The sequence below is a fragment of the Halorubrum sp. SD612 genome (assembly GCF_002135005.1).
This window is the reverse complement of the sequence record NZ_NEWI01000062.1, coordinates 1-16,776: the sequence shown is the minus strand read 5'-3', so window position 1 is coordinate 16,776 and position 16,776 is coordinate 1. Positions and strand designations below refer to the sequence as shown.

Below are 16,776 nucleotides of genomic sequence, written 5' to 3'. Positions count from 1 at the left end.
TGGAGCAGGCCGCTCGGACCTACGGCTTCCTCCGGTCACTGAACCTTACTGGGGCACCGATCCACAGTCTCGTGGACTGTATCGCTGTCAATGTATTCCGCTAGTTCCGCCAGTCTACCGAAGAGCGGGCGAACAAGAGTTAGAGATTTCTCCAACGTTCGCGCGTTCGCCACGAATTTATTTCGTCCGCGTGCCACCGGGAGGCATGGATCGCGACACCGCCACGCCTGCCGTCGCCGACCTGCCGGGCGAGCGCGCTCGCGAGTGGGTCGATTACCACCACGAGTCGGCCGCGCCGAGCACCTACGTCTACGAGTTCGTCTGGGACCGCACCGCCCCCGCCGAAGGCCCGTTCTGTACCGACGTCGACGGCAACGTCCTCATGGACTTCACCAGCCACGTCGCCGCCGCGCCGCTCGGGTACAACAACCCGCTGATCATGGACCGGCTCGCGGAGTTCGACCTTGTCGACCCGCTGAAGATCGCCGGGCAGGACTTCTACGCGGCGGGCGGCCCCTCACCCGGCGACGGGATCCCCGGGGCTTCCGGGCTCATGGACCGCCTGACGGACCTGACGAGCCACTACGACATGGACACCGTCTTCCTCTCGAACTCCGGCGCCGAGGCGGTCGAGAACGCCATCAAGATCGCGTACGACGCCTCGGACGGCGCGAAGTACGCCATCACCTTCGACGGGGCGTTCCACGGGCGGACGCTCGGCGCGCTCTCGCTCAACCGCTCGAAGTCCGTGTACCGCCGCGACTTCCCCGAGGTCAGCGGCGTGATGGACGTGCCGTACTGCGACGACCGGACCTGCTCGCCCGAGACCTGCTCGTGCGGCTTCTTCGCCGACGGCGTCTCCCGGCTCCGCCGGAAGCTCGACCCGGAGCGCGGGAACGTCCACCCGGACGACGTGGCCTACCTCATCCTCGAACCGATCCAGGGCGAGGGCGGCTACCGCTTCCCCTCGGACGCGTTCACCGACGAGATCGCGGCGCTCGCCGACGAGCACGACATCACGGTCATCGCCGACGAGATCCAGTCCGGGGTCGGCCGCACCGGCGAGATGTGGGGCTCGGACCACTACGCGTACGACCCCGACGTGATCACGAGCGCCAAGGGGCTCCGCGTGGGCGCGACCGTCTCCCGGAGCGACGTGTTCCCCGAGGAGAGCGGCCGCCTCTCTTCGACGTGGGGCGCCGGCGACCTGATCGCCTCCGCGCAGGGCGCGCTCACGCTCGACGCCATCGAGGAGGCGGACCTCATGGACAACGCCGTCGTCCGCGGTCGGCAGTTCAAGGAGACGCTGCGCGACGCCGACCTCGACCCCGTCGCGGACGTCCGCGGGAAGGGACTGCTGCTCGCTGTCGAGTTCGACACGAAGGAGCGCCGAGACGCGGTCGTGGAGAACGCGTTCGAGCGCGGGCTCCTCACGCTCGCGTGCGGCCACAAGGTCCTCCGGATCCTCCCGCCGCTCGACGTCACCGAACGCGAGATCGACCTCGGCTGCGACCTCCTCACCGACGCGATCGCGGACACGGCCTGAGCCGCCGGGGAGAGAAACCGAGCCTCAGCGGTCCGCGTACCACTCCGCGAACTTCTCTAAGGCTCGCCCGCGGTGCGACACCGCGTTCTTCCGGTCGGTGTCCATCTCCGCGAACGTCTCGCCGTCGTGTTCGAAGATCGGGTCGTAGCCGAAGCCGCCGTCGCCCCGCGGCGCGACGATCCGGCCCGGGACGTACCCCTCGAACAGCTTGACCGGGAGCGGCTCCGCGCCGGCTCCGGCCGCGCCGCCCTCGCCGTCGCTCTCGCCCTCGCCCGCCGCGTCCGGTCCCGCCGCCGCGGCCGCGTCGCGGTCGCCTTGGTCGACGGGGTCGGGGCTCGCGGCGAACCCCTCGCCGTCGCAGTAGCCGAGCGTACACCGGAAGGCAGCGCGGCGGTCGTCGAGTTCGCTCGCGACCTCGTGGACGCGCTCGATCCCGAGCGTCTCCTCAACGTACGAGGAGTACGGGCCCGGGAACCCGTCGAGCCCCTCGACGAACAGCCCCGCGTCGTCGACGAGGACCGGGGCGTCGGCGTGGCGGTACGCCTCCCGGGCCCCCTGGGCCGCGATCGGGCCGAGGTCGTCGGCCTGGACCTCCGTGTAGTCGAAGTCGAGTCGCTCCACCGAGCCGTCCGGGAGGTACCGCTCCGCCTCGCGGACCTTCCCCGGGTTCGTCGTCACGTACCTGAGCACGGATCCACGTGGGTGCGCCCGCGAGGAATAGCCGTCGGTCGCCCGCAGGGAATCGACCGACTCCGGCAGTACGTTTTTGTCGCCTCGGCGACAGCAGTCGCGCATGGCCCTCCCCACGTTCGAGAAGAAGCGGCTGATCGGTCTCATCGCGATCCTCTCGTTCGGGCTCACGTCGCTGTCCGCCGTCCTCCTCCCGAGCCCGGTGGCGCCGCTCGGACCGGCGATTTTCATCACCGGCTTCTTCATCCTGATCCCGCTGGTGGTGGTGCTCGGCGAGGACTTCCCGCTCGTCGCCGCGGACGATGCCGACGCAGGATCGGCGTCTCCTTCCGCCGAACGGCCGGTGGCGGCGCTGCGGGAACGCTACGCGAACGGCGAGATCGACGAGGCGGAGTTCGAGCGGCGGCTCGACCGGCTGCTCGCGACCGAAGACCTCGACGAGCGGTTCGAGCGAACGTCCGCCGGGTTATCCGACCGGTCCGGCGAGAACAGAGCACGCGAGTACGAACTGGAGTGACGCCGGCCGGCCCGACGCGGCAACTCCCGCTCAGGGGTCGACGCGGGCGATCCACGCGTCCGGGTCGTCCAGCTCGTCACCGGTCGGGAGGTTCTCGGCGCGCTCCCACACCGCGCCCGCGGCCTCGATCCCGCGCTCGTCGGCGACGTGCCGGAAGAACGCGGCCCCGCGCTCGTACTGCCGCCGCTTGAGGCCCAGTCCCAGCAGGCGCTGGGCGAGCCGCCGCACCGGGCCGCCCCCGCCTCGACGCTCGTCCAGCTTCGCCCGGAGGTCCGCGTACTCGCCGTCGAACGCGCGGTCCATCAGGACCTCGGCGTACCCCTCGACCGCCGTCATCGCGGCCTGGAGCTCCGCGAACGCGTCGGGGTCGAGCCCGCGACTCACGCCCCCTTCGCCGCCGACCATCCCCTCGACGCCGCGCTCGACGCGCGACTCGAGGTACTCCGGGAGCCACGGGGCCGCGCCGAACTCGGCGGCGTGGGTCACCTCGTGGAACGCGATCCACCGCCGGAAGCGGGGGTAGTCCACGTCGAGCGCGCTCGCGACCGCGACGATGTTCGGGTGAACGAAGTAGAGGCCGTGGTCGGCGTCCGGCTCGTCGGCGAGGAGGAGGGGGTCGTACTGGCCGAGGACGTTCCGCGAGAGGAAGCCCAAGGCGAACGCCATCGACCCCGTGTTGGCGACTCGGCTGACGTCCTGCGCGAACGCGGGGCCGCGCTTCGCGGGTGTCGCGTCGAACGTCCCGTCGGGTCCGCCGGGGTCCGCCGCGGCCGCCTCGATCGGGTCCATCACGCGCCGGAACGTGCCGACGCTCGCGTCGATCCAGTGGTGGCGGTTCTGTACCTCGACGGTGTCGGGCACGTTGAACTCGATCCCGGCGACCTCGGTGAGCCGCGAGCGGGCGTCGCGAACGTCGGCGGCGTACCCCGCGCGCTCCGCGTCGGAGATCGCGATCGATCCGGGGTCCGTGGCCTCCTTCGCGGCCGACGCGGCCCGATCCCAGTCGACGACGCCCGGTCCCTCGGCCTCGGCGACGGCCCGGACGCTTCGGAGGATGTCCATACGGACCGGACGTGCGGGCGACTCAAAGCGCTTGTGTCGACCGATCCGCGCCCCGGCTGACTCGCCGGCGGTCCCGGCGCCGAACGCCGACACCGACGTTTTCTTGCCGGCCGCCCCACAGCCACCGAGCATGGACGACACGCGCCGCGCGTTCCTCGACGACCTCCTCGCGACGCCGAGCCCCTCGGGCTTCGAGACGGCCGCCCAGCGCGTCTGGACCGACTACGTCTGCGCGTTTGCGGACCGGGTCGACACCGACTCGTACGGCAACGCCGTCGCGGTCCACGAGGGCGACCCGGACGCGCCGACGGTCGCCGTCACCGGCCACGCCGACGAGATCGGGTTCATCGTCCGGGACGTGCTCGACGACGGCTTCCTCCGGATCGGGCGGATCGGCGGCGCCGACCGCACGGTCTCGAAGGGCCAGCACGTCACGGTCCACGCCGACGAACCCGTTCAGGGCGTGATCGGCCAGACCGCGATCCACCTCCGTGACGGCGACGAGGAGTACGAGGATATCGCCGGGCAGTTCGTCGACATCGGCGCCGCCGACGCCGACGCGGCGCGCGACCGCGTCGAGGTGGGCGACCCGGTCACGTTCTCGACCGGGCTCCGCGACCTCGTCGGCGACCGGATCGCCGCCCGGAGGGTCGACAACCGGGCCGGCGCGTGGGCGGCCGCGGAGGGGCTCCGGCGCGCCGCCGAGGCGGACGTCGACGCGACGGTGTACGCGGTCTCCACCGTTCAGGAGGAGGTCGGGCTCCAAGGTGCGCGAATGGTCGGCGTCGACCTCGACGACGTCGACGCGTTCGTCGCGGTCGACGTCACCCACGCGACCGACAACCCGGACGTCGACCGCGAGCGACGCGGGCCGGTCGAACTCGGCGCCGGCCCGGTGATCGGCCGCGGGAGCGCGAACCACCCGGTCCTCGTCGACCTCGCGCGCGACGCGGCCGCCGACGCCGGCGTCGACGTCCAGCTTCAGGCGGCCGGCACCCGAACCGGGACCGACGCTGACGCGTTCTACACGGTGCGCGGCGGGACCCCCGCGCTCAACGTCTCGATCCCGAACCGCTACATGCACACGCCGGTAGAGGTGATCGACACCGCCGACCTCGACGGCGTCGCCGACCTCCTCGCGGCGCTCGCCGCGGCCGCGGGCGACCGCGAGGGGGCGACGAATCCGTTCGCCGTCGACGTCTGAACCGGCCGCCGTCGGTCCGCTCGGCACGACAAACCGGGGCACGGCGGCGTCGAAACGGAACTGTTTTACAATCGTCTTTCCTACCGTCAATTGCGACGAAAGACGTGCTCTGGTGGTGTAGTCCGGCCAATCATATCACCCTCTCACGGTGATGACCTGGGTTCAAATCCCAGCCGGAGCATTTCTCTCTCGATGCGACCGAACCCGATCAGTACCGGCCGTACTCGACCGCCCGCCGTCAGTCGACGCATCGCTCCGCCTCCGCCGGACCGATCGGCCACCGTTCGAGGTAGCGGCAGGTGTTGAGACGGCGTCCGGGTTTTAGCTGGCGGCGCGCGAGCCACGGCGTATGAGCGACGCCGCACGCCCCGCCCCCACCGCCGACGAGGCGCTCCACACGACCGTCGACCTCCCCTTCGAGGACGCGGTGCCGTTCGTCCAGCTCGAACACGAACTCGCCGACTTCGAGACCGTGCGCGTCACGCGGCTCGACGAGATGATCGAGGGGATGCTCGGCCACGACGACGCCGAGCGGACCGCGCTGATCGTCGTCTGTCACCCCGAGATCGCGTCCGACGCGCTGCGGATCGACCCGACGCTCGCCGGTATGCTCCCCTGTACCACGGTCGTGTACGAACGCGCCGGCGACGACCGCGTCCACGTCCACCACGTGTCCGCCACGAAGGCGATCCGCGACCTCGGCTGCGCGTCGGCGGCCGGGGCCGACGAGGGCGCGGTCGAGGACCTCGTGGCGAAGACCGGCGAGCTGATGGCCGTCGTCTGGGAGAACATCGAGCGGCACGGCCGGGAGTAGCCTCGGACGGCTCGGCCGCGCTCACCGGTTCAGCCGCCACCGGATCACCGCGGCGGCGACGAGGACCGTCCCGAACGTGACGGCGCCGGAGATCAGCGCGCCGCGCGCGCTGGTCGCCCCGGTCGCGAACGCGCTCGTCGAGGCGGCGCCGCCGACCACTGCCGCCCCGCCGGCCAGCCCGCCGAACCCGATACAGCAGAGGCTCAGCAGGCCCACGGCGGACAGCGACCCGAGGATTCCGTCGTCGCTCATCGTCGCTTCGTCCTTTTGCCCCGGACTACCAATAGGTGTCGCCCCCGCGGCCCAAGCGAGGGTTTAATTCCGCCAGCGCGCGAGGGCGTCGTGTGGACCCGAGCCGGATCCCCGCCGAGTTCCCCGCCCCGAGCTTCCGCGGCGCGCAGGAGCAGGCCCTCGCCGACATCCGCGACGCGTTCGCCGCCGGTAACCGCGTCGTGTTAGTGCGCGCGCCGACGGGCAGCGGCAAGTCGCTGCTCGCCCGCGCGATCATGGGCGCGGCCGAGACCGCCGGCGAGGCGGCCCCCAGCGAGGCGACCGGCGCCTACTACACCACCCCGCAGGTGTCGCAGATCGACGACGTGGAGGCCGACGACCTCCTCGACGACCTCGCGGTGATCCGCGGGAAGTCGAACTACGACTGCGTGCTCCCGGGCGAGCACGACACGCCCGTGAACCGCGCGCCCTGCGCGCGCCAGCAGGGGTTCGACTGCTCGATCCGGCACCGCTGCCCGTACTTCTCCGACCGGGCCATCGCGTCCGGCAACCGCTTCGCGGCACAGACGTTAGCGTACTTCATGCGCACCGCCGGCTCCGAGGTGTTCCGGAAGCGCGACGCCGTCGTGATAGACGAGGCGCACGGGCTCGCCGAGTGGGCCGAGATGTACGCGACGATCGAGATATCGCCCGACCGCGTCCCGGTGTGGGACGACGTCGGCGTCCCGGACGTCGCGGCCGACGCCGGCCCCGAGGAGGACGCGGTCGACCGGACCGCGCGGTTCGTCGAGACGCTCCGCGACGTGGCGATCCGGGCGAAAGACGAGCTGGTCGGCCGCCCCGAGCTCGACCGCGAGGAGGTCGCCCGGCGCGACCGGCTCCAGGAGCTCATAAGCGAACTGGGCTGGTTCCTCGAGGACTATCGCGACATCGAGTCCCCGACCTCGTGGGTCGTCGACCAGCCGGGCGGCGAGGGGTCGGCCCTCGATATCAAACCGCTCGACCCCGCCCGGTACCTCCGGCACACCGTCTGGGACCGGGGGAACCGGTTCGCGCTGCTGTCGGCGACCATCCTCTCGAAGGAGGCGTTCTGCCGCGGCGTCGGGCTCGACCCCGCCGACGTCGCCCTCGTTGACGTCGAGCACACGTTCCCGCTCGCGAACCGCCCGCTGTACGACGTGACGCAGGGGTCGATGACGTACGAGAACCGCGACGAGACGGTGCCGAAGATCGCCCGGCTCATCGTCCGGCTGATGGCGGAACACCCCGACGAGAAGGGGCTGATCCACGCGCACTCGTACGACATCGCCGAGCGGATCACCGAGCGGCTCGGCGAGTTCGGCGTCGCCGCGCGGGTCAGGCGGCACGACAGGCAGAACCGCGACGCCGAACTGGAGGCGTGGAAGGCGAGCGCGGACCCGGAGGTGTTCGTCTCGGTGAAGATGGAGGAGGCGCTGGACCTGAAGGGCGACCTCTGTCGCTGGCAGGTGGTGTGTAAGGCGCCGTACCGGAACACGAACGACTCGCGGGTCGCCCGCCGGCTGGCGGACGGGCAGTGGGCGTGGTACCACCGGACGGCGCTGCGCACGGTCATCCAAGCGTGCGGGCGAGTCGTCCGCGCCCCGGACGACTACGGCGCGACGTACCTCGCCGACGACTCGCTGCTCGACCTCTTCGACCGCGCCGCGGCCGACACGCCCTCGTGGTTCCGCGATCAGGTCGACGCGATGACGACCCCGTCGCTCCCGGCGTTCGACCCCGACGCGGCGCTGGCGGGTATCGACGCGTCGGCAGCGAACGGTGCGCGGAGCGGACGGCGGCGGCGCCGCCGGGCGGGTGGGTCGAGGGGGTCGGATCGCTCGTCGCCTGCCGACGGCGATTCCTCGGTCGGCGACGGGGACGCGACCGCCGACAGCGGAACGACCGACGATGAGTCGGTCCGGACCCGCTCCGAGCGGGACGCGGAGCGACGGCAGAACCACCCGCTGTCGGACGTGTGGGGCGACGGCTGACGAGGCGCTATCCAGACGCGGCCGTCACAGCAGCGAGACGCCGTACGCGACCATGGAGCTCACCATGAGAAACGCGAAGAACAACGCCATGAGCTGTTGTCTGTCCATATCGGCGTTCGACCGCAGAGGCGTATAACTCCTGCGGGCGAGCGACGACGGCGCGTGCGTCATATTACCACCTCCGAGCCGATCGTTCGCCAATATATATCGTATAAGGTGTATCAGGGGCCTGAATGAAGTAGTAACCTTCATAATCCCTCACGCGACTACTGGATGTATGGCCACGAACGGGCTGTCAAGTGCGCTGACGCTGTACGGTGCGCGAACCCTGACGCTGTCGCAGGCGGCCGCACAGGCAGGGCTCAGCGAGGCCGAATTCATCGAGCAACTCGAACGCCGCGGCATCGAGGTAACGGAGTCCGAGCGCGCCGCCGCGCTCGGCCGCGAGCAGCCCGCCCGCGCCGACTGAGCGGTGTCCCCCGCGGTCGGGGATGCCGACGCGTCGACAGTTTTCGCGACGCCGTCTCACGAACGATCAGTTCTACGGCCCTCCAGCCGTCCTCGTAGCGCGTTCGGTCCGGCTCGCAGCGATCCCTCAGTTGCCGCTCCGAGCCGACTCCGCGGTCCGTTCCGCCTCGTCGTCGGGCACGAGGTAGACCTCACCGCCGTGTTCGAACGCGAGGACCACGTCGGCGTCGCCGTCGACGAACGCCGGGTTCGGGACGGTCTTCGCCTCGTAGGTGACGGGGTCGAGCACCTGGATCGCGTTCTCGTCTTCGACGGTCACCACGGTGGTCTCCGTCGCGTCCGCGCGGGTCCCGAGCCGGGTCGCGTCGGGGGCCTCCGCGTCCGCGAACGCGGACGTGTACTCCGCGCCGCTCGCGAGCCGGATCCCCTGGAGACGGCCCGAGACGCCCGTGACGAGGACCGGCCCGTCGCCGTCCTCGGGGTCGACGATCTCGCCCTCCGCGTACTTCGGGAGCCGCACCGCGAACGTGACCCGGTACACCTCGTTGCCGTCGCCGTCCTCGGTGACGAGCGTCGGATACGACTCGAAGCTCCCGCCGAGCGACTCGGTGATCCGCGTCGCCACGTTCTGCGCGAGCCGGTTCGAGGAGAGCTTGATGTCCGGCCCGTCGTCCGTCTCGTTCACCTCGGTGATGAACGCCTCGCGGTCGCCGTCGGCCTCCTGGTCGGCGACGTACGACTCCGCGATGTCGAGCGCCTCGGCGCGCTCCGCCGGGGTGAGGTCGCGCTCGTCCGCGCGGACCTGAACGATCCCGGCGTAGTAGCCGCCGGCGATGCGCCCGCAGCGGTCGCAGGTCCCCCGCGATATCTTCACGGGGACCGTCACCTCCGCGGAGCGGAGGGTCCCGCGGACGACGCCCGAGAAGCGGCAGTGCATCCGGACCGTGTTCTCGTCGACCTGCTCGGGCTCGACGCCCCACTCGACCTCCTCGGCGTCGACGTGGACGCCGAGCGCCTCCGCGACCTCGTCGACGGCGACGTCGGTGTAGTCGCGCGCGCCGACGTCGCGCCACGACTCGCCGCGCCTGACGGCGCCGCAGCCGGAACACACCAACACCTCGATCCGGTCGGGGGCGTCGACCAGGTCGAAGTCCTCGAAGTAGCAGTCGTCGCAGAGCAGCGCGTCTCGCCCGCGCGGCTCGCCCGGAAGGGGGTCGCGCCGCTCGGGGACCGGGTCGCCGCAGCGCGGACAGAACTCCCGCGACTCGCTCATTACCCGCGGCTACGCCGAGGGCCCGTTTAAACGACGCGGACCGTCCCCGTCGGCGTCGACGGTTCTGCGGGCGGCTCCGGCCGTTCCGCGCGGGTCGCGACCTCCGAAATGGTTTTTCGCACGGACCGAGAACGGGTGCGTATGAGCGGTAACCCAGACGACGAGCGGCTCGAAGAACTGCGCGAACAGAAGATGGAGGAGCTTCGCGAGCGACAGGGCGGCGAGGGCGACGCCGCGGAGGCCCAACAGCAGGCCCAAGAGCGCGCCGAGGCCCAGCAGGAGGCGGTGCTGAAACAGTACCTCACCGACGGAGCCCGCCAGCGCCTCAACGCGGTCGAGATGTCGAAGCCGCAGTTCGGCGAGAAGGTGAAGAAACAGGTCGCCGCGCTGGCGCAGAGCGGACGCATTCAGGGACAGATCGACGAGGACCAGATGCGCGACCTGCTCAAAGAGCTCCAGCCCGAACAGAAGAGCTTCGACATCCGCCGCCGGTAGATGGAGCTCGCGCTGCTGTACAGCGGGGGGAAAGACTCCTCGCTGGCCGCCCACCTGCTCGACCGGTTCTACGATGTCCGCTGTGTCACCGGGAGCTTCGGGCTCACGGACGACTGGGAGCACGCCGAGCGGGCGGCCGGCGAACTCGGGTTCCCGTTCGAGCGGGCCGACCTCGACCACGAAGTGGCCGAGCGCGCCGCCGAGACGATGGTCGCGGACGGCTACCCCCGGAACGGGATCCAGCGCGTCCACGAGCACGCCCTCGAGACCATCGCCGCGCTCGACGTCGACGCCATCGCGGACGGCACCCGCCGCGACGACCGCGTCCCCACGGTGTCGCGGGCGCAGGCGCAGAGCCTCGAGGACCGAAACGGGATCGACTACATCTCCCCGCTCTCCGGGTTCGGCCGCCACGCCGTTGACCAGCTCGTCGAGGCGACCTTCGATGTCCAGCAGGGACCCAGCGAGGAGGTCCCCAAGGCCGACTACGAGGACGAGCTCCGGACGCTCATCGCCGACGAGTACGGCGAGGGCACGGTGGGAGAGGTGTTCCCGGACCACGACCAGACGTACGTCCACGGCCGGACCGACTGACTCCCGCAGACCCGGAAGCGCCGGAACTCCTTTCGACCCCGCGGTCGTAGCGTCGGGCATGTCATCCGACCGAGTCGTCGACCTGCTCAAGACGGCGTACGCCGACGAGATCGAGACCGTGATGAACTACCAGACGAACGCGATCGTCCTCGACGGCGTCCGGGCCGAGGAGATCAAAGAGAGCCTCAAACAGGACGTCCAGGAGGAGCTCGGCCACGCCGAACAGCTCGGGCAGCGGCTCAAACAGCTCGACGCGCGGCCGCCCGGCTCCGCCGAGTTCACCGCCGGGCAGGAGTCGCTCCAGCCGCCCGAGGACTCGACGGACGTGTTGGCCGTCATCAACGGCGTGCTCGACGCCGAGGAGGACGCGATCGCGACGTACCGCGACCTGATCGACGCCGCGGAGGCGGCGGACGACCCGGTGACCGAGGACCTCGCCGTGACGCTGCTCTCGGACGAGGAGGCCCACCGGACCGAGTTCCGCGGATTCCAGAAGGAGTACCAGCGCGAGTAGACGGCCCGCGGAGCCGCCGCCCCTCGGCCGCGACCGCGCGCCGATCCCGGCTGTCCCGCCCCGAAGGGATGCTTTCAAGCGGGCGCTCGCCGAACCGGCGTCCATGTACGACGGCCTCAAAGGCTTCCGCGACTTCTACCCCGGCGAGCAGTCCGCCCGCCGCGAGGTGACCGACGCGATCGAGGACGCGGCGGCCCGCCACGGCTTCCGCGAGATCGCGACGCCCGCGCTAGAGCGGACGGAGATGTACGTGGACAAGTCCGGCGAGGAGATCGTCGAGGAGCTGTACGCGTTCGACGACAAGGGCGGCCGCGGCGTCTCCATGACCCCGGAGCTCACCCCGACCGTCGCCCGGATGGTCGTCGCGAAGGGCCAGGAGCTGTCGAAGCCGATCAAGTGGGTCTCCACCCGCCCGTTCTGGCGCTACGAGCAGGTCCAGCAGGGCCGCTTCCGCGAGTTCTACCAGACGAACATCGACGTGTTCGGCTCGTCGGCGCCCGAGGCCGACGCCGAGGTGCTCGCGGTCGCCGCCGACGCCCTGACCGACCTCGGGCTCTCCGGCGACGACTTCGAGTTCCGCGTCTCGCACCGCGACATCCTCGGCGGCCTCGTCCGGTCGCTCGCCGCCGACCCCGACGCGGTCGACACCGCCGCCGCGATCCGCGCGGTCGACAAGCGCGCGAAGGTCGACGACGCCGAGTACGTCGGACTGCTCTCCGACGCGGGCCTCGCCCGCGACACCGCGCGCGACTTCGACGACCTCATCGCGGGGGTGGAGACCGTCGACGACCTCGACGCGGTCGCCGAGGCGGGCGACGAGTCGGTCGAGGCCGCGGTCGAGAACCTCCGGAACGTCCTCGCCGCCGCCGCCGACTTCGGTGCGGGCGAGTTCTGCGACGTGTCCCTGACGACCGCCCGCGGGCTCGACTACTACACCGGGGTCGTCTTCGAGTGCTTCGACTCCACCGGCGAGGTGTCCCGCTCCGTCTTCGGCGGCGGGCGCTACGACGACCTCATCGAGAGCTTCGGCGGCCAGCCCACCCCCGCGGTCGGGGTCGCCCCCGGCCACGCCACTCTCAAGCTGCTCTGCCAGCGCGCCGGGGTCTGGCCGGACGAGGAGCTCTCGACCGACTACTACGTGCTCGGCGTGGGCGACACGCGGGGCGAGGCGGCCGCGCTCGCGAGCGACCTCCGCGCGCTCGGCGACGACGTGGTCGTCGAACAGGACGTCTCCGACCGCTCGTTCGGCGCGCAGCTCGGCTACGCCGACTCGATCAACGCCGAGACGGTCGTGGTCGTCGGCGAGCGCGACTTAGAGAACGGCGAGTACACGGTGAAGGACATGGAAAGCGGCGACGAGACGACGGTGCCTGTCGAGGAGTTCCCGCCCGAGGAGGGGCTCCCGACGTACGAGGACTACGAGTAGGCGCGTCGGTCGCGGCCTGAACCCTTTTCAGGGTCGCACGGGGAACGGGAGACGATGATCCCGCTCGCGACGACGATGCCCCCGACCGAGGTCGCGCTCCGCGTGGCCGCGGGCGTCCTCCTCATCCTGATCAACGCGTACTTCGTGGCGGTCGAGTTCGGCCTGACGCGCCTCCGGCAGTACCCGGAGTCGGAGATGGACACCCCCGGACTGCGGCGCGCCTGGGAGATGACGGACGACCTGGAGTTCTACCTCACCACCTGTCAGGTGTGGATCTCCGGCACGAGCATCGCGCTCGGTATCGTCGCCGAGCCGGGGCTTGCGGCGATCTTCGCGCCGATATTCGAGAACACCGCGCTCGCGTCGGCCGGCGCGGGCTCGCTGTTGGGTTTTTTCCTCATCAACATGGTCCACCTGACTCACGGCGAGCAGACGCCGACGTATCTCGGCGTCGAGCGCTCGAAGCAGGTCGCGAACTACGGCGCTCGGCCGCTGTACTGGTTCGCCTGGAGCATCTCGCCGCTGATCAAGTTCGGCGACTGGGTCGCGAAGGCGACGCTGGGGCTCTTCGGCGTCGAGATGACCGGGTCGTGGACCGAGGCCGAAGGGGAGGTGCTGGAGACGCGCGCGCAGCTCCGCACCCGCCTCGGCTCGATGATGGAAGACATCGAGCTACCGAAGGAACGGCGCGAGGAGATTCTCAACGCGCTCGACGTGGATCGGGTCACCGTCGCGGACGTGATGACGCGGCCCGACGAGATCATCTCGCTGACCACGACGGCGTCGGTCGACGAGAACCTCGACCGGATCCGGGACACCCCGCACACGCGCTTCCCGCTCGTGGGCGAGGACCGGGGCGACTTCGAGGGGATCGTGTACGCCCCCTCGATCGTGAGCCGCTTCGACGCGCTCCGCGACGGCGACCTGACGTTCGCGGACGTCGCGGCCCCCCCGCTGACGGTCTCCCCCGACGCGAGCGTCAGCGACGCCTACGACCGGTTCCAGGCGGAGTCGCAGGAGCTCGCCCTGGTCGTCGCTGACGGCGAGGTCGTCGGCCTGCTCACCGCGACCGACGCCATGGAGGCGGTGATGGGCCAGCTGGAGGACCCGCTGGACGCCGGCGAACTGTAGCGCGCGACACGACTCCGGTCAGTCCTTGTACGCCTCGCGCAGGAACACCAACGCCCCGCCGAGCATCGCGAGGTTGCCGAAGAAGGCGAGCCGCTCGCCGCCCTTGTCGTCCTCGTCGGCGTTCCAGAAGTCGTGCATCGTCGCGGTGACGACGGTCAGGAACGCGACCGCCGCGCCGGTCGCGACCCGCGGGAGCCGCCAGAGCGCGATGCCGACGCCGGCGACGATCATCATGCCGGAGGCGAACGGCGCGGCCACGTCCGGCATCGGAACGCCCGCCGACTCGGCGTACTCGATCGTGTCGTCCATGTCGCGGAAGTCCTCCGAGGCCTGCGCGGCGAGGCCGGCGCCTAGGAGGACGCGCCCGAGCCGCGACGGCGCGCCGCGGCCGGTAGCCTCGTCGCTCGCGTCTGGTGTTTCGTCGTCGCTCATACCGCACACAACGCGGCCGCGCCTCATAAATCGCGGTGGCGGCGGACGCGGCGTCCCGTCGCGCCGCCCCCTCGCGCCGCGTCGGTCGCCCCTCACGCCCGGTCGATCTGCGCCAGCAGCTCCGCGGTCGCCGCCTCGTCGAAGCCCATCGGGCGGCGCCACCAGGGCCCCTTCCCGGAGTCGCTCGACAGGTCGGTGACGATCGGGTTCGCCTCCACCCCTGCGTCGGGCGCACTCAGCGGAACGACCCGGTCGAAGCGGCCGGACGCGTCCGGGTCGCCGACCGCGACGACGCGGGCGTCGAACGGGTCCCGCTTCAGGTGCGCGTTGGTCGGCGCCGCGGCGGCGGCGGCGGCGCGGTCGACGACACCGTCGCCCTCGGCCGGCGAGAGTACGCGCTCGATCCGGCTCTCGGCGAAGAGGTACGCGCCCCAGTCGGGGGCGAGGTCGTCGTCGACGGCGACGCCGTGCTCTCGGAGCCACGCGCCGCCGCGGTCGTCCGCGCCCGCGTCGCCGGGGCGCTCGTCGCCCGGTCCGGCCCAGTCGCGCGGCCGCAGCGACAGCGTCGCGTAGAACAGGAGCCGGTCGCCGGGTTCGAGGGTCGCGATCCGCCCGGCCTTCACCCCGTGCGGGTCGCCGTACGTCGCGCGCTCGCGGCCGTGAACGCCCGGGAACTCGGGGTCGGCGTGGACGGGCACCTCGCGCAGGGCCTCCGGGACGGCGAACGGGAGGTCGAGGTCGCCGTAGGTCGGGACCGGCTCGTCGACCGGGGCGCGCCCGCGCGGCAGCGTCGCCGCCGACTCGGGGATCGGGACGTACGCGAAGGAGCCGTCGGGGTAGACGGGCCCCCGGAACCCGGGTTCGTTCGTGTTGGCGGCGACGTTGACCGCGAGGGCGCGAGGGTCCGGCATCGAAAAAGCGCGGGCTCAGTCCGCCGTCGCCGCGGTCGCCTCGTGGTCGATCTCGGTCCCGAGCAGGTCGAGGAACTGCGCGATCCACTCGGGGTGATCGGGCCACGCTTGGCCGGTGACGAGGTTCCCGTCGGTCGTCACGCCGTCGACCCACGAGCAGCCGGCGGCCTCGACCTCCGGCCTGACGGCGGGGTACGCCGTGATCTCGTAGCCGTCGAGGACGCCCGCCGCAGCGAGGATCTGCGGGCCGTGACAGATCGACGCGACGGGCTTGTCCGCCTCGAAGAAGTGCCGCACCGCGTCGAGCACCTCGTCGTAGCCGCGGAGGTACTCGGGGGCGCGCCCGCCGGGAACGACTAAGGCGTCGTAGTCGGCCGGGTCGACCTCGTCGAAGCCGTGCGTGAGCTCGAAGTCGTGCCCGCGCTCCTCCAGGTACGTCTGGTCGCCGCGGAAGTCGTGGATCGCGGTCTTGACCGTCTCGCCGCCCTCCCTGCCCGGACAGACGGCGTGGACCTCGTGGCCGACCGCCTGGAGCGCCTGGTACGGCACCATTATCTCGTAGTCCTCCCCGAAGTCGCCGACGATCATCAGTATCCGTTGTCCTGTCATGTGTGCGACACCACCTCTGCGTACGCGCTGCTGGCAAATAACGATACTGGCGTGAGATATCATACCACGAACAAGCCGCTTTCGATCACCGACGCGTCGGCCGCACGGCGCCCTCAGCGCGGCGGGCTCGGCGGCTGGAGGTCCCGCTGAAACTCGTCGAACTGCTCGAGGTCGTCCGGGAGGTCGTACTCGATCTCGCGGTCGTCCTGGTTGTCGGGGAGCCGGCCGTCCTCGATCTCCTCGGCGGCCTCCTCCCACCCCGGCTTCACGCGGACACTGCGGGCGGGCGATCCGACGACCACGTGATGGGCGGGCACGTCGCCTTGGACCACGGATCGCGCGCCCACGACGCTGTTCTCGCCGACGCGGCAGCCGGCCCGGACCATCGCGTCGTAGGTGACGCGGGCGTCGTCCTCGACGATCGTGTGGAAGTTCCGGACCTCGGTCTGGTCGACGATGTCGTGGTCGTGGCTGTAGAGGTGGACGCCGTCGGAGATGGAGGCGCGGTCGCCGATCGTCAGCTTCCCGCGGTCGTCGAGGTGGACGTCGTCGTGGATCACGACGTTGTCGCCCACCTCGATGTTGTGGCCGTAGGTGACGGAGATCCCCTTGAAGAAGCGACAGTCGTCGCCGCACTCGGCGAAGAGGTGGTTGCCGAGCATCTGCCGGAACCGGAGCGCGAACTCGACGTTGTCGGCCATCGGTGTGGCGTCGAACTGGCGCCAGAGCCACTGGAGGTGCTTCGAGCGCTGGAAGCGCTCCTCGTCCTTCTCGGCGTAGTACTCCGACTCCAGCGTCGCGTTACACGGGTCGTACCCCTGGAGGCGCACGCGCTCGGCGCGCGACA

20 protein-coding genes, 1 tRNA gene and 1 pseudogene are annotated in these 16,776 nt (G+C 71.0%); 13 read left to right on the top strand and 9 right to left on the bottom strand.

The annotated features are described in order from the left end of the window. Positions 1 to 104, top strand: a pseudogene (locus B9G38_RS17785) (IS1595 family transposase); the annotation flags it as partial. Between the two features lie 101 nt (positions 105 to 205). Continuing rightward, positions 206 to 1,546 (top strand): aminotransferase class III-fold pyridoxal phosphate-dependent enzyme, encoded by a 1,341-nt coding sequence (locus B9G38_RS08800; protein WP_086220137.1) that lies wholly within the window; start codon positions 206 to 208, stop codon positions 1,544 to 1,546. 24 nt (positions 1,547 to 1,570) lie between these two features. Here the strand turns inward: B9G38_RS08800 and B9G38_RS08795 are convergent, their stop codons facing one another. Continuing rightward, positions 1,571 to 2,236, bottom strand: a complete 666-nt coding sequence (locus tag B9G38_RS08795) for a non-canonical purine NTP pyrophosphatase (RefSeq protein ID WP_086220136.1) — start codon at positions 2,234 to 2,236, stop codon at positions 1,571 to 1,573. Between the two features lie 103 nt (positions 2,237 to 2,339). Between B9G38_RS08795 and B9G38_RS08790 the strand changes: the two genes are divergently transcribed. Beyond that, a complete protein-coding gene (locus B9G38_RS08790) occupies positions 2,340 to 2,753 on the top strand; it encodes an SHOCT domain-containing protein (protein WP_049930493.1) in 414 nt (137 codons plus the stop codon). A 30-nt stretch (positions 2,754 to 2,783) separates the two neighbouring features. Here B9G38_RS08790 and B9G38_RS08785 read toward each other — a convergent pair whose 3' ends face one another. Next, the gene (locus B9G38_RS08785; protein WP_086220135.1) at positions 2,784 to 3,815 is read right to left on the bottom strand and encodes a zinc-dependent metalloprotease; all 1,032 of its coding nucleotides are present in this window, start codon (positions 3,813 to 3,815) and stop codon (positions 2,784 to 2,786) included. A 130-nt stretch (positions 3,816 to 3,945) separates the two neighbouring features. Here B9G38_RS08785 and B9G38_RS08780 point away from each other — a divergent pair, with 130 nt between their 5' ends. The 3 genes from B9G38_RS08780 (at position 3,946) to B9G38_RS08770 (ending at position 5,833) form a co-directional block, all read left to right on the top strand. Continuing rightward, entirely contained in the window at positions 3,946 to 5,019 is a 1,074-nt protein-coding gene (locus B9G38_RS08780; protein WP_086220134.1) for a M28 family peptidase, read from the top strand. A gap of 106 nt (positions 5,020 to 5,125) precedes the next feature. Then, positions 5,126 to 5,200 (top strand) — tRNA-Glu (locus B9G38_RS08775). Positions 5,201 to 5,368: 168 nt separating this feature from the next. Beyond that, positions 5,369 to 5,833 carry a DUF302 domain-containing protein gene (locus tag B9G38_RS08770; RefSeq protein WP_086215672.1) on the top strand — a complete coding sequence of 155 codons (465 nt, stop codon included), beginning with the start codon at positions 5,369 to 5,371 and terminating at the stop codon, positions 5,831 to 5,833. 21 nt (positions 5,834 to 5,854) lie between these two features. Here the strand turns inward: B9G38_RS08770 and B9G38_RS08765 are convergent, their stop codons facing one another. Continuing rightward, a complete protein-coding gene (locus B9G38_RS08765; RefSeq protein WP_086220133.1) occupies positions 5,855 to 6,085 on the bottom strand; it encodes a hypothetical protein in 231 nt (76 codons plus the stop codon). Between the two features lie 92 nt (positions 6,086 to 6,177). Here B9G38_RS08765 and B9G38_RS08760 point away from each other — a divergent pair, with 92 nt between their 5' ends. Continuing rightward, positions 6,178 to 8,076 (top strand): helicase C-terminal domain-containing protein, encoded by a 1,899-nt coding sequence (locus tag B9G38_RS08760; protein ID WP_086220132.1) that lies wholly within the window; start codon positions 6,178 to 6,180, stop codon positions 8,074 to 8,076. Between the two features lie 24 nt (positions 8,077 to 8,100). On the opposite strand, the gene B9G38_RS18045 is transcribed toward B9G38_RS08760, so the two are convergent. Continuing rightward, a complete protein-coding gene (locus B9G38_RS18045) occupies positions 8,101 to 8,247 on the bottom strand; it encodes a hypothetical protein (protein WP_158093826.1) in 147 nt (48 codons plus the stop codon). A 106-nt stretch (positions 8,248 to 8,353) separates the two neighbouring features. Between B9G38_RS18045 and B9G38_RS08755 the strand changes: the two genes are divergently transcribed. Further along, positions 8,354 to 8,545, top strand: coding sequence for a UPF0175 family protein (locus tag B9G38_RS08755; protein WP_017344020.1), 192 nt, complete (start codon positions 8,354 to 8,356; stop codon positions 8,543 to 8,545). 126 nt (positions 8,546 to 8,671) lie between these two features. Here the strand turns inward: B9G38_RS08755 and B9G38_RS08750 are convergent, their stop codons facing one another. Further along, positions 8,672 to 9,817 (bottom strand): 60S ribosomal export protein NMD3, encoded by a 1,146-nt coding sequence (locus B9G38_RS08750; protein ID WP_086220131.1) that lies wholly within the window; start codon positions 9,815 to 9,817, stop codon positions 8,672 to 8,674. Positions 9,818 to 9,958: 141 nt separating this feature from the next. Here B9G38_RS08750 and B9G38_RS08745 point away from each other — a divergent pair, with 141 nt between their 5' ends. From B9G38_RS08745 to B9G38_RS08725, 5 genes are all read left to right on the top strand, one after another. After that, entirely contained in the window at positions 9,959 to 10,312 is a 354-nt protein-coding gene (locus B9G38_RS08745) for a DNA-binding protein (protein WP_049930504.1), read from the top strand. Next, positions 10,313 to 10,906: an alpha hydrolase gene (locus tag B9G38_RS08740; protein ID WP_086220130.1), complete on the top strand. Its 594-nt coding sequence runs from the start codon at positions 10,313 to 10,315 to the stop codon at positions 10,904 to 10,906. 58 nt (positions 10,907 to 10,964) lie between these two features. Next, a complete protein-coding gene (locus tag B9G38_RS08735) occupies positions 10,965 to 11,420 on the top strand; it encodes a DUF892 family protein (protein WP_049930507.1) in 456 nt (151 codons plus the stop codon). A 103-nt stretch (positions 11,421 to 11,523) separates the two neighbouring features. Beyond that, the gene (gene hisS / locus B9G38_RS08730; protein ID WP_086220129.1) at positions 11,524 to 12,846 is read left to right on the top strand and encodes a histidine--tRNA ligase; all 1,323 of its coding nucleotides are present in this window, start codon (positions 11,524 to 11,526) and stop codon (positions 12,844 to 12,846) included. Between the two features lie 54 nt (positions 12,847 to 12,900). Beyond that, positions 12,901 to 13,977 carry a CNNM domain-containing protein gene (locus B9G38_RS08725; protein ID WP_086216938.1) on the top strand — a complete coding sequence of 359 codons (1,077 nt, stop codon included), beginning with the start codon at positions 12,901 to 12,903 and terminating at the stop codon, positions 13,975 to 13,977. A gap of 18 nt (positions 13,978 to 13,995) precedes the next feature. Here B9G38_RS08725 and B9G38_RS08720 read toward each other — a convergent pair whose 3' ends face one another. From B9G38_RS08720 to B9G38_RS08705, 4 genes are all read right to left on the bottom strand, one after another. Further along, positions 13,996 to 14,409 (bottom strand): DoxX family protein, encoded by a 414-nt coding sequence (locus B9G38_RS08720; RefSeq protein ID WP_049930511.1) that lies wholly within the window; start codon positions 14,407 to 14,409, stop codon positions 13,996 to 13,998. A gap of 92 nt (positions 14,410 to 14,501) precedes the next feature. Beyond that, a complete protein-coding gene (locus B9G38_RS08715; protein ID WP_086220128.1) occupies positions 14,502 to 15,320 on the bottom strand; it encodes a hypothetical protein in 819 nt (272 codons plus the stop codon). A gap of 15 nt (positions 15,321 to 15,335) precedes the next feature. Then, positions 15,336 to 15,929, bottom strand: coding sequence for a DJ-1/PfpI family protein (locus tag B9G38_RS08710; RefSeq protein WP_086220127.1), 594 nt, complete (start codon positions 15,927 to 15,929; stop codon positions 15,336 to 15,338). Positions 15,930 to 16,042: 113 nt separating this feature from the next. After that, on the bottom strand, positions 16,043 to 16,776 hold a 734-nt coding region (locus tag B9G38_RS08705; protein WP_086220126.1), incomplete at its 5' end, for an acyltransferase.

What these genes read in the sequence shown, in the direction of transcription:
- B9G38_RS18045 (WP_158093826.1), bottom strand. Translation starts at nt 8,247, where the DNA reads ATGACGCACGCGCCGTCGTCGCTCGCCCGCAGGAGTTATACGCCTCTG.
- B9G38_RS08725 (WP_086216938.1), top strand. Translation starts at nt 12,901, where the DNA reads ATGATCCCGCTCGCGACGACGATGCCCCCGACCGAGGTCGCGCTCCGC.
- B9G38_RS08710 (WP_086220127.1), bottom strand. Translation starts at nt 15,929, where the DNA reads ATGACAGGACAACGGATACTGATGATCGTCGGCGACTTCGGGGAGGAC.
- B9G38_RS08785 (WP_086220135.1), bottom strand. Translation starts at nt 3,815, where the DNA reads ATGGACATCCTCCGAAGCGTCCGGGCCGTCGCCGAGGCCGAGGGACCG.
- B9G38_RS08745 (WP_049930504.1), top strand. Translation starts at nt 9,959, where the DNA reads ATGAGCGGTAACCCAGACGACGAGCGGCTCGAAGAACTGCGCGAACAG.
- B9G38_RS08740 (WP_086220130.1), top strand. Translation starts at nt 10,313, where the DNA reads ATGGAGCTCGCGCTGCTGTACAGCGGGGGGAAAGACTCCTCGCTGGCC.
- hisS (WP_086220129.1), top strand. Translation starts at nt 11,524, where the DNA reads ATGTACGACGGCCTCAAAGGCTTCCGCGACTTCTACCCCGGCGAGCAG.
- B9G38_RS08780 (WP_086220134.1), top strand. Translation starts at nt 3,946, where the DNA reads ATGGACGACACGCGCCGCGCGTTCCTCGACGACCTCCTCGCGACGCCG.
- B9G38_RS08755 (WP_017344020.1), top strand. Translation starts at nt 8,354, where the DNA reads ATGGCCACGAACGGGCTGTCAAGTGCGCTGACGCTGTACGGTGCGCGA.
- B9G38_RS08735 (WP_049930507.1), top strand. Translation starts at nt 10,965, where the DNA reads ATGTCATCCGACCGAGTCGTCGACCTGCTCAAGACGGCGTACGCCGAC.
- B9G38_RS08770 (WP_086215672.1), top strand. Translation starts at nt 5,369, where the DNA reads ATGAGCGACGCCGCACGCCCCGCCCCCACCGCCGACGAGGCGCTCCAC.
- B9G38_RS08715 (WP_086220128.1), bottom strand. Translation starts at nt 15,320, where the DNA reads ATGCCGGACCCTCGCGCCCTCGCGGTCAACGTCGCCGCCAACACGAAC.
- B9G38_RS08790 (WP_049930493.1), top strand. Translation starts at nt 2,340, where the DNA reads ATGGCCCTCCCCACGTTCGAGAAGAAGCGGCTGATCGGTCTCATCGCG.
- B9G38_RS08750 (WP_086220131.1), bottom strand. Translation starts at nt 9,817, where the DNA reads ATGAGCGAGTCGCGGGAGTTCTGTCCGCGCTGCGGCGACCCGGTCCCC.
- B9G38_RS08720 (WP_049930511.1), bottom strand. Translation starts at nt 14,409, where the DNA reads ATGAGCGACGACGAAACACCAGACGCGAGCGACGAGGCTACCGGCCGC.
- B9G38_RS08800 (WP_086220137.1), top strand. Translation starts at nt 206, where the DNA reads ATGGATCGCGACACCGCCACGCCTGCCGTCGCCGACCTGCCGGGCGAG.
- B9G38_RS08765 (WP_086220133.1), bottom strand. Translation starts at nt 6,085, where the DNA reads ATGAGCGACGACGGAATCCTCGGGTCGCTGTCCGCCGTGGGCCTGCTG.